General features: G+C 56.5%; 11 protein-coding genes. 4 read left to right on the top strand and 7 right to left on the bottom strand.

Annotated elements, in window-relative coordinates:
* Positions 1-320 precede the first annotated feature (320 nt).
* Together ABSE61_RS34555 and ABSE61_RS34550 are read left to right on the top strand one after the other, a co-directional pair.
* Complete coding sequence (locus ABSE61_RS34555; protein ID WP_423875667.1) at positions 321-788, top strand: peptidoglycan-binding domain-containing protein; 468 nt, start codon at positions 321-323, stop codon at positions 786-788.
* A gap of 157 nt (positions 789-945) precedes the next feature.
* Complete coding sequence (locus ABSE61_RS34550; protein ID WP_423875666.1) at positions 946-1,383, top strand: hypothetical protein; 438 nt, start codon at positions 946-948, stop codon at positions 1,381-1,383.
* 163 nt (positions 1,384-1,546) lie between these two features.
* Here ABSE61_RS34550 and ABSE61_RS34545 read toward each other — a convergent pair whose 3' ends face one another.
* From ABSE61_RS34545 to ABSE61_RS34515, 7 genes are all read right to left on the bottom strand, one after another.
* Positions 1,547-1,816 carry a hypothetical protein gene (locus ABSE61_RS34545; RefSeq protein WP_423875665.1) on the bottom strand — a complete coding sequence of 90 codons (270 nt, stop codon included), beginning with the start codon at positions 1,814-1,816 and terminating at the stop codon, positions 1,547-1,549.
* 8 nt (positions 1,817-1,824) lie between these two features.
* Positions 1,825-2,703 (bottom strand): YXWGXW repeat-containing protein, encoded by an 879-nt coding sequence (locus ABSE61_RS34540; protein WP_423875664.1) that lies wholly within the window; start codon positions 2,701-2,703, stop codon positions 1,825-1,827.
* Between the two features lie 264 nt (positions 2,704-2,967).
* Entirely contained in the window at positions 2,968-4,125 is a 1,158-nt protein-coding gene (locus ABSE61_RS34535; protein ID WP_423875663.1) for a chloride channel protein, read from the bottom strand.
* Between the two features lie 418 nt (positions 4,126-4,543).
* Positions 4,544-5,101, bottom strand: coding sequence for a PRC-barrel domain-containing protein (locus ABSE61_RS34530; protein WP_423875662.1), 558 nt, complete (start codon positions 5,099-5,101; stop codon positions 4,544-4,546).
* Positions 5,102-5,612: 511 nt separating this feature from the next.
* On the bottom strand, positions 5,613-6,317 hold the full coding sequence (locus ABSE61_RS34525; RefSeq protein ID WP_423875661.1) for a response regulator transcription factor: 705 nt from the start codon (positions 6,315-6,317) through the stop codon (positions 5,613-5,615).
* Between the two features lie 1,223 nt (positions 6,318-7,540).
* On the bottom strand, positions 7,541-8,122 hold the full coding sequence (locus tag ABSE61_RS34520) for a glycoside hydrolase family 15 protein (protein ID WP_423875669.1): 582 nt from the start codon (positions 8,120-8,122) through the stop codon (positions 7,541-7,543).
* 595 nt (positions 8,123-8,717) lie between these two features.
* Complete coding sequence (locus tag ABSE61_RS34515; RefSeq protein ID WP_423875660.1) at positions 8,718-8,924, bottom strand: hypothetical protein; 207 nt, start codon at positions 8,922-8,924, stop codon at positions 8,718-8,720.
* Between ABSE61_RS34515 and ABSE61_RS34510 the strand changes: the two genes are divergently transcribed.
* Positions 8,923-9,999 carry a YeiH family protein gene (locus tag ABSE61_RS34510; protein WP_423875659.1) on the top strand — a complete coding sequence of 359 codons (1,077 nt, stop codon included), beginning with the start codon at positions 8,923-8,925 and terminating at the stop codon, positions 9,997-9,999. The genes ABSE61_RS34515 and ABSE61_RS34510 overlap by 2 nt on opposite strands.
* Positions 10,000-10,042: 43 nt before the next feature.
* Positions 10,043-11,026 carry a malate dehydrogenase gene (locus ABSE61_RS34505; RefSeq protein ID WP_490338386.1) on the top strand — a complete coding sequence of 328 codons (984 nt, stop codon included), beginning with the start codon at positions 10,043-10,045 and terminating at the stop codon, positions 11,024-11,026.
* Positions 11,027-11,124: the final 98 nt, after the last annotated feature.

Genomic DNA, 11,124 nt, shown 5'->3' with positions numbered 1-11,124 from the left:
TGCAATAGCTCATTGATTGCGATGTGTTACCGGAGAGCTCGGCCATCTTGACCACGGGTGCGGACTAGCCCCTCGCGCGCTGGCCTGCTTTGATAAACTAACTTTTAGCTTCCGTGTCGGTCTCCGACATAAAGCGAAGGGGCTTCCCCTGATGCTTCTCGATAAAGGCAGCGGCTACAGCGCGAGTGAACGCTGTTCGGAGGCCGTCGCGGTGCGGCGCAGCGTAACGATAGCAGAAACGCGGCGGAACCATCGATCCTTGCAAGCCGTTTGCCAAACGTCTTAGAACGAGCCATCGATCGTTTCAGGAGAAACAGGCCATGCGTGTCTTGATCCTCGGATTGTCGGTTCTGGCAATCGTTGCAAGCACACACATTGCCGAAGCTGGTTTGACCACTACTCCTCGAGAGCAATCGGTCTCCGTCGATACGGCGACGATTTCCGAAGAGACAAACCAGGAAACCGAAGACAAGATCGGTCTAACAAGAACGAAGCGCCGCAAAATCCAGCACGAACTCACCAGGCTCGGGTTTGAGACCAAGGTCAACGGAAAATTTGACGAACCGACCCGTGACGCCATTATCCGCTGGCAAGAAGAACATGGTTATCCCAAAACTGGCTTTCTCAATGCTGAGCAGAATACGGCGCTACTCGACGAAAGGGTCGCAGCCGGCAAATCCGACCATCAGGAAACGCATCGAGGTGGAGGGCGATCCCGCCATTCTCGTGGTATTGGCGGCCCGATTGGCGCCATCGGCCACGTGGTCGGCGGCCTATTCCGCCGATAGTTATTGGCAATTGCTTGATGACTCAACGTGGTGCGTCCGAAGACCGCGGGGCGCTCAGCCGAGGGTTCATTTCGATGGGGAGTAAGTTTCTGCGATCCTCAAGGCTTGAGCCTTGAGAACCGCGGGATTGCGCTCCCCGTTCGCAGCACATGCGAGAATGATCGACGCCATTTCGGCTTTGATCGACGGGGTGCGCTTCGATTCCGGAAGCATGGCCGTGGCAGCGTCAAAAACCGACTTCATCAATTCGATCAGCTCCGGATCAAACAGCGCTCCTTTTGGATCCACGTCCCTTACCTCCAAAAAGCCCCCTCCATGTTTAAGCCATCACTTTTTGAGAAAGCAATTCCCGGACGATTATGAATTAAATTTTAGGCAACTTTCCAGAGATCGCCGCAGCAAGCCCGAAGCCATAGGGACAGTACCGCTATGCGTGAGCGGTCGGCGTCGCGAGACGGCCGTTTTGGTGTTTTCGACTAAGCATTCCGATTACTACGCCCTGAACCAGAGCATCAATTTCGACACCTACATGACCAACCAGCACCGTGTCGCTCTGACAAACGTGCCAAGCAGGCGCTCGCCAATTGGATCGTGAAGAGCGGCGCCGGCGCCCGCGATATGACGTCACGAAGACAGGGGTTATGCGAACACACTCAAATGGAAGTCGGCGCAGATATGATCCGAAGCAAGGATTCAGCGAAGTTATTGACATCCAATGAAATCTAAATGCGTGCTTACTCTGTCCGGGCACAACGGCGTTAATATCTGTAGCCACCGTAACCGCCAACGGCGCGATGAATCCCCCAGCCCCCCTGGCGCCAACTGCTGTAGCCGCGGATGCCGGCAAGATTGTTGCTCCGGCCGCCGCCATAACCTCCAAGGGAACTGCCGTACCCGGAGTGAAGACCACCGAAGCGTGATCCGCTAGCGGCCCCGTTCTGGAAGTTGCTCTCAAACGCCATAACGCTGGTCGTTATCGCTGTTGCAAACACGATGACCGTCGCAATCCCGATAAACATGTTTCTCATCGTGGCTCCTATTTCGAATCAACGCCGGTCGTCGCTTCGTTGGATTCAGCAGAGCGGTTTGGCAAGCCTTCTCTGCTGTGCGTGATCCCGGCCCCTTCGAGGACGCCGGCGTGGGATGTCGCAGCCACAGCGGGCTTAGCGTTGTTGAGCTTCGAATAGAGCGAACGGTCCATCGCCGCCAATTCGAAATGCTTCTGCTGCGCGATGGTCGCTCCAACGTGATCCGCGGCCGCCAGCGCTTCCTGATGCTTGGTGGCTCGCGCCTGCACGCCTCCAGCGCCGCCGTTAAAGCTGGCGTCAAGACGATCTGTGTCAGCCGTCGCAGTTTGATCATCGTAGACGCCCGGGATGCTAAGGGATCCAAGATTGTTGACTGCGCGATTGTATGAGAACGCGCCATCCTTCTTCCAACGCCCACCAAGATAGCCGCTACCTTTATAGCCAAAACCGTAGGCGATCCCGCCGTAGAAGCCGACTTCCGCCGCCCAATAGCCGCCATGGAAAGCGTAGCCGCCATCGACTTGGCTCCAATAAGGTGGCGTCCATAACAGTCCCGCTTGCGGCGGGCGAACCCATGTCCCAGGTACCCAGAAATAGTCAGGGACTGACTTGCGCCACGCCCAGAAGCCCGGAACCCAGATATACCCTTGCGCGGGGATGGCGGGCTGTTCGTACGACGGCAGCGGCGGCGGAGCCACGCTCACCTTTTCCAGATCCGCTGCAATCAGCCGCCGTGGCTGAAAATGTGGTGGTAGCGGACGATATCCGCTAGGTGGGAAATTAGCCGGGTAATCCGTTTTGTCGGTGCTGACATTTTCCTGCGCCAAGAGAACGCAAGGGACGCACCCCAGTGAAAAAAGTAAAAGACCGGTCACAAGCTTTTGCATGCCATTTCCGATCGTTGTTCGGGGTCGACTTATGGAAAGGTGGAACGGGAGAGAAAGGTTCCATGTCCGGTCAGCCTGATCCAGCGCATCGATCCTAATTTATTTATTAGTTTCGTTTCCGCGGGGATCGGAGACAATTTGCGGATGCCCAAGGGCGACAGGTCGCAGTCTACCGGGCGTTATAAAAGAGAGTACGGTTGTTCGCGGCGCCCTGCCTGACGCTCTGGGATTTCTGCTCCTCGACACGCAACGCATAAACCTCTCTCACCGCCGGGGCGGCTCTCGCAACCTCTGTCTTTGCGCGATCTGATCATCGGTAAGCCGCGCATCATAAATGGAGCGCGGTTCGATTATCCTCGAAACCAGCGTCGCAATGATGACTGCTAGCAACAGAGGCGCAACGAATGACCGGTCCCGCCCGGTCAACTCCATGATCAGCACGACTGCCGAGATCGGTCCTTGTGTGGTTGCCGCCAGAACGGCTCCCGCGCCCACTACGGCAGCCAATGCGGGCTGCATTTCTGGCCAAAGCGATGAATAAGCGTGGCCGAGAACCCCGCCGAGCAACGCCCCCAGCGCCAGCGACGGTGTAAACAAACCGCCCGGCACGCCGCTTCCCAGACATAACACGGTCGCCGCCGGCTTGAGTAGCAGGAGCGCCAGCAACAGGGCGAACGGAATCTGGTCCGCGAACGCAAGCTGAGCAATGTCTTTGCCATTGCCAAGCAACTGCGGGAAGGGAATCGATACCAACCCAAGCAGTCCGAGCACCAGGATGGGAGCCACCAGGCGCCGACGGCTCTTTGGCCTGTATCGGTCGGCCAGCGCGATGACCCGTACGAACAGCACGGAAACAAGTCCAGCGATGGGTCCAATCAGCACCGCCAAGACAAGATTCGCGAAGGATCCGTCGAAGTGAGGAAGCTCGTAAGTCGGCGCATTTGGCAGGACCAGCCATGACGTTACAGTTGCGACGACTGATGTTAGCAGCGCGGGTAGCACAAGCCGCAACGCGAGCATTCCCCGCAGCACCTCGAGCGCGAATAGCGCCCCGCCCAATGGCACGCCATAAGCCGCCGCCATTCCCGCTCCGGCTCCGCAAGCAACCAGCAACCGGCGCTGTTCATCGGAAAAGCAGGCCCTGTCTGACAGCCCGTTAGCGATAACCGCACCAGCCTGTTTCGGTGCACCTTCGCGACCAAGCGAAGCCCCCATTCCGACGACAATCACCGATAAGAGCGCGCTGCCCAGGGTTCGCAACGCCGGCAACCGTCCCGCCGAAAACCAAATCGATTCCGTGATGTCGATACTGTTGCCGGCGGTCAAGCTTACCAGGATGATCTGGCCGGCTCCGGTCGCCAATCCCGCGCCCAGAAGCACAACAATATGCCGCCAAGGGGGCGCCTGTTCGGCAGCGTCCAACAAGGTTGCGCCAGCGCCCGGCCAAACGAAGTGCTGAACTGCCTGCAGAATCAACGTCAGCGCAGCGGCGCTCCCGCCTGTTCCAATGCCAGTAAGCACGATCCCGAGCCAAAAGCGCCAGCCGGCGTGGGGTCCAAGTTCTATCTCAGCTGCCTTGGGCGAAGAGTGCTCGGCCACGTCGTTTCAATGCTTTTCCAAAGAGATCGTCTTGCTATATGATCGTAGTGCCTGATGAAGTTGATGCATGCCACGGCCGTCATAAAACATCACTCTATCGATGCGGTATCCATGTTTAAAGGTCGATTCTGGCAGCGGCGTAACAGCGAAACAGGACCGCTTTTGGGGCGATCCTGTTTGCCGATGGTCAATCCTGAACATGCAACCGCATCACGGCCACCTGACGTGTACAGGAAATCGATTACGTGTTGCTTGGATACTTGTATTCCGGAGCAGCCTTAAGCTGATCGGCGTTGGCATCCATATTCGCGTGCCACTTTTTGTCCTTGGCGTCATAGCTTAACTTGATCGCGGACGGCCGAACCGCGACATAATGATCGCCCATCCCTAAAAATCCACCGACGCCGAGGATATAACCGTTCACGTTGGTTCCGTTGTAAGCCACATCCTTGATCGTGCCGATGTTCTGATTCGCATTGTTATAAACATCGAGGCCAACCACTTTTGAACTCAGCTCGTCCTTGGCGGGAATGTTGGTGAACAAGCCGCCAGACTGCATGTCCGATTTCCCCGCGGTCGAACCCGACGTCTGGTCGTTCGATCCGACAGTAGTAAATTCGGTTGCCGAATCGGGTCCGATGAACATCGTTACGGGATTTCCGGATTTGTCGTTAGCCTGCACCAGAAACGAATCCGGAACTACCTTGATATTGGTGAAGCCCGATTGCTGAAGGCAATTGCTGTCGAAGACTGGATCCTCCCGCCTGTGGTTTAGCAGTGGTCGAGGCAGGCGGCGCACCGGAATTGGGATTAGTTGCCTGCGCCAGAGCTGCCGACGAGACCGTCGTCAGGATAGCTGCTGCCACCAAAGTCGTTCTTTTCATCGCGTGATCTCCATTCTTGCGTTGTTGACTATCGAGCTAGCAACAGAATGGACGTCAGCTCTTTCCGGAAAATCGCGACGTCGACCAAAGTTAAATTCGCTTTTAGGATAACTGGATACGGTATAGCTAGCAGTCCCACGGCCGTGCGTTTTGGTGATCCGATCGCGAGCGGGACAGCCATAGAGCCGGCCGCGGACCGGACTCCCGTTAGAACATTGTTCTTTTTGTCTATGGAAACCGCCAAAATGACCGGCACCTGGACACGGCTCAACGATTGGCGCGTCAAAGTAACCGAGGCCAGGCGAGATCCGACGTAATCATGAAATCTCTGATTGTTGGTGTTTGGACTGGAACTGTCTTCGCTTTTTACAGTGGTCTCGAGTTCCACGTTCGGCATCACCGTCCGTCCCAAGACTTTTTTTCAAATCAGGCGGTCGGCCTTAAAACGTATCCTACCCGGCGAATGTTCAAAATTCTCGAAGGACGATTTTTCACGTCAATCTTTTTCCTTAAATTACTGACGTGGGCGTCGATCACGTTACTCTCTATCGAGAATTCATGCTCCCATACATCTTGGAGCAACATCGTCCGTGTGATCATCTGGCCCGGCCGGCGCAAGAAATATTCCAGAAGCTTGAATTCCCGCGGCCCCAGGTCGATTTTCGTAGCGGCGCAAAAGACTGTCCTTTCGATCAAATCCATCTCGAAATCGCCAACTTTCAGTATTGTCGGGCGAGCTCCGTCAAGACGGCGAAGCAGCGCTTCTACCCGCGCGACAAGCTCCGCCACCGCGAATGGCTTTACGAGATAATCGTCGGCGCCGGCCTTCAGGCCTCGGACTTTCTCGTCAACAGACGATAAGATCGATATGACCAGCACGGGGACTTTGACGTTCTCGCTGCGCAGAAGCTCTAAACTCGGTAGACAATCCACACCGAAGATAGGCCGGTCCAGGATCAGGAGCGATGCGTCAGCCTGCCGAGCAGCCTGCACTGCTTCGACCATGGAAGCGAGACGAACAAGGTAGCCAATCCGCTCTAACTCACTCTTTACCTGATCCGCAAACTCTTGTTCATCTTCCACAAGCAGTATCGGGCGGGGGTTGGCTGAGGAGGACCTCGTCAACGCCATGCTCCTTCCTAGCAGCGAAGCGCCGGCCCCAAGCAGTGCGTATAGCGTTTCTAGGAGGCGAATCGTTATCGGCTTAGGTCACCGTCGGGCGCGCGAGATCACTCCATGAATGGACAATCAGCTATCAAGAGCCCCAAACATGCGGCGTTGCCGGCTCAAGCGAAAGTTAAAAATGTTTTAGACGACCGGATATATCCGCAGCCAGCGATTTTTCAGTGAAACAAATACTTGAGGCGCTCTCGATCATCGCGCTTCTGGCTTCGCTATCACCGGCAAATTATGCAATGACTTCCACCAAGTGCCCGCACCGCGGCGTGACCGATTTAGCTAAACGTAAAACGTTTTAGTTTCGCTCACCAAGGCATCTCGACGCGACGCAACCACGAGCGGATTCGCTGCGAAGCGCTACACACACCAGGAACCTTGATACGATCCAGCCGTTGCTTTCGACAGAGGAGAGAACGATGTGGAATCGCTGGATAATCGCGATCGCGATTTTTTCGGGACTCGCCGCCCAAGCTAAAGCGGCGGAATTCCATCATATGTCCTGCACCGTTGTCCGGCTTTACGTCGCAAAATATTCGGCGCCCGCCGCTGAAGCATGGGCGCGGAGCCAAGGCGCCACTGAGGCCGAAATCATGGTGGCCCGGCGTTGTCTGCGAGACGAACCGGTTCGCACGGCGACCGACCTCAGTGCAGCAGTTCAATGATAGCGCGTATGGGCTCTTGTTCAGACGTGCGGCCAACGTCGACAACGACAAGACAAGAGAAGCAACTAATCGTAGGGCATGAATTTGATCACGACCGGGAATGACGAACCGCTTGCCCGCAACGTGCATACGATATTGCTCTCGATCGGACCAGATGCGACTGACCGAGGCATTGCGAGCGCTGTAGCACTGCTCTCTTTGGCACAGACGGATTTACGCGAGCCAGACGATTTCAGGCTCGACGTTTTTATTGCTGTACGAAGCGTCGCGGAGGCGATCTCAAGCCAGGCGCTCTGCTCTGAGCGAAACCGGCTCCTTCTGCACGCGGTCAATTGCGCTCGCAGTTGGTTGAATGCGCGCAGATTTCCGGACGCTTATTAATAACTTCTTCGGCTGCGAGCAAAGTAACTGGAGCAGCCACGCTGCAGACGAACTCGCCGGTACGGATCAAGTATATCGACTGCGGTGCATCGCCCACCGATTGCTGCCCCCGGCAGCAAGCGTCCCACGCTTCTAGCTTTCAGTCTCCCGCGTCTTGCTGCTTCCCGAGGACCGCTGATGAACGGGACCACCCACGTCAATCAAGTTGCGCGCGGTATTGATTAGCGCGAGATGCGAAAATGCCTGTGGGAAGTTACCCAACTGGCTCTTCGCAATCGGATCATATTCCTCGGCAAGCAACCCGACATCATTCCGCAACGACAAGAGTTTGATAAAGAGCACTCGCGCTTCATCAATTCTTCCTTGCAGCACATAGTTGTCCGCGAGCCAGAAGCTGCAAGCCAGAAATGCACCCTCTCCGGGCGGCAATCCGTCCGTCCCTGTAGCGGTGTGATACCTCATGACAAAACCATCCCGAACAAGATTTCGCTCGATCGCAAGTAGCGTACCGCGGATGCGCTCGTCTGATGCGGGCAGAAATCCAACGACCGGGATCAATAGCAGACTGGCATCAAGCGCATTAACACCAAACGATTGGACGAATGAGTTCTGTTTAACGTCAAATCCATCATCGCAGACCCTTTTGTGGATCTTATCGCGAACTGCGCGCTCGGGCGGCTGACAAAATCGCCGAGGTGCGGATGAATAATGTATCTTTTAGGAGCTCAGTCCGGAACGTCTGTTCGCCACGCAGCTTGGTCATTAGAACTAAAACAAAGGGAGATAAGCATGACAAAGCCCAGACTGTTTAGCACGATCGCGGTCATTTCTACGTTGCTTGTAGGGCCTGCGATGGCTCGCCACGTGGTACCCAACAGGGTGCAACAAAACGAGAGTACCTATTGTGCCACGATTGAGCCCGGAAATCCGTATTCACCGGCCTATGATTACCAGGGTTGGAGCAACTGGCGAGTGAAAGGTGGCTGGGACAGCCGGGGCGACGACGCGTGCGCCCGTAACCCTCTGTTTAATGGAAGCGGCTTTTAAACTCTTCTATTGAAGCCTACTCAAAGAGGCGGTCCCCGGTGGCTGCCTCTTTCTTTTGCCCGCAGTGAAACATGCCTCGGAGGGCGCGGGAGCGTTTGCAATATTTTTAATTTCGGGCACTTCCTGCCGCCAACGCCAACGTTGCTTATTCAGTTCGAAGCCCGATCTCCTTCCCTTCGAACTTCCATCGAGCGGCCAGCCGACGTCGCCGAAATTTCGTTCAAAGTAATGCGTGTCGGATTAATTGTGGCCTCCAGCCCGATTACTGGGCGGCTGCGCTCGCCTGCCGTGTTTGTTCGAGCGAACTCACTTGTTGCTTAAGCAACGTCTCGTCGAAATCCAGCGCAGCAAAGTCGGCTTCGTCATTTTTCAATGATCGATCTGATCGATTATAATTACCTTTATAATGAGTTGGATTGATTGATTGCCGGACGGCAAACTGGGTTGGAAAGCTGAGGAACCAATCCATGACGATATTGTCGGACGCTGAAATTGCTCAAACACCAAGGGACGTAACCCCTCACAATTCCGCGCCGTTAAGGGATGGGTGGTCCAAGTTGCACGCGGCAGGCATCTGGCCCGGACTTTTCCTGACCGCCATTATTGCCGCAGCGGCATTCGCCTTACGGCAGATTCCAGGCGTCGGAACGCTGAGCCCGATGATCCTCGCCATCCTCCTCGGAATTGGGTTTCACAATATCGTCGGCACACCTTCATGGGCAAAAGACGGCGTTACCTTCAGCCTTCGGCGAGTGTTGCGCGCCGCCATCATCCTGCTCGGCCTTCAACTCACAGTTAGTCAGGTCATTGAGGTTGGCGGCCGGGGACTGCTGATCATCGCATCGACCCTTGTGGCGACCTTCGCGTTCACCGTCTGGACGGGGCGCCTGCTCGGCGTCGAACGAAAACTCGCCCAACTGATTGCGGCGGGTACCTCCATCTGTGGCGCCTCGGCGGTCATTGCGACCAACACGGTGACCGAAGCGCACGATGAGGACGTCGCTTACGCCGTGGCGTGCGTCACCGTGTTCGGTTCGATCGCCATGTTCACCTATCCGCTGTTGCCCGGAGTTCTGCACCTCGATCCGCACGCCTTTGGTCTGTGGAGCGGCGCCTCGATACATGAGATCGCGCAGGTCGTTGCCGCTGCCTTCCAGGACGGTCAGCAGGCCGGCGAGTCCGGAACCATCGCAAAGCTTTCACGCGTCATGTTGCTGGCGCCCATGGTGATTGCGCTCGGCATCATGGCCAGGCGCTCGTCGGCTGTCCCGGCGGCAAGCGCGGCGCGCGCGCCGATGCCATGGTTTGTGCTCGGGTTCATTGCACTGGTCGGCGTCAACAGCCTCGTCATGATCTCCGCGGAGATGAAGACGATCCTCACTGCCATCACTACATTCATGCTGTCCGTCGCGCTGGCGGCGATGGGAGTAGAGACTGATATCTCAAAGTTGCGGGCCAAAGGCGTCAGGCCCGCGTTGCTTGGAGCCCTAGCATTCCTGTTCATCGCCGGCTTCAGCTTGCTGTTGATCAAGTTAATCGGATAGTGCCAGGATCGACGCTAATGTGCGATTTGCAGGAGTAGGAATCATGCTGAAGACGACCAAGCGTATCGTTGTGACCGGCGCAGCGGGCCAGATTTGCTACGCTTTGCTGTTTAGAATTGCCCAAGGGGACGTCTACGGCGCAGACCAACCGATCTCTCTCCACTTGCTTGACCTTCCCCAGGCGCAGAATGCCGTGCAGGGCGTCGTGATGGAGCTTGAGGATTGCGCGTTTCCCCAGCTGGATAATATTGTCGTCACGGACGACCCGCAGGTGGCGTTTCGAGATATCGATGCCGGCTTCTTGGTGGGCTCCCGGCCTCGTTCCAAAGGCATGGAGCGGCGTGACCTTCTCTCGGCGAATGCAGATATCTTCCGGATCCAGGGCCGGGCGCTGAACGCGGTCGCAAGACCTGATGCGAAAATACTGGTAGTCGGGAACCCCGCTAACACGAACGCGATGATACTCGGCGACTATGCACCGGATTTTCCCGGATCCAACATCACCTCAATGATACGACTCGATCATAACCGGGCACTCGGACAGTTGGCCAAGAAGGCCGGCGTGGCGATTTCGGAAATCAGGAAACTCGCGGTATGGGGCAATCACTCGCCCACCATGTTCGCCGACTGGACCTACGCGACCGCGTTAGGGCGCCCTTTGCCGGAAATGATCAACGATGACAGCTGGTATCGTCAGACGCTGGTACCTGAGGTCGCGCGACGCGGTACCGCCATCATCGAAGCGCGCGGCGCGTCTTCGGCGGCGTCCGCTGCGAACGCCGCGATCGACCACATGCGCGACTGGATTCACGGCAGCCGCGGCGATTGGGTTTCCATGGGAATTCGATCCCACGGCGTGTACGGAATTCCCGAGGGCCTTGTCTGCGGCGTTCCAGCTATCTGCTCGGACGGCGGCTACGTCACCGTGGTTGATCTCGCCATCGATCAATTTGCCCGGACGATGCTGGACCGAACCATTGCAGAACTGGTCGAGGAGCGAAACGCCGTCAAGGGGACCTCTTCATGAGATCGCCGTAGAATCCAACAAACAAAAACAGGAAGGAAACAGATATGAGAACTCTCCGAGTGGAAACCAGCCGGCGAGGCTTTCTGACCGGCGCCAGT

Source organism: Bradyrhizobium sp., assembly GCF_049519115.1.
In the GTDB taxonomy this organism is placed as follows: Bacteria; Pseudomonadota; Alphaproteobacteria; order Rhizobiales; family Xanthobacteraceae; genus Bradyrhizobium.
This window is presented reverse-complemented; position numbering and strand designations above follow the sequence as displayed.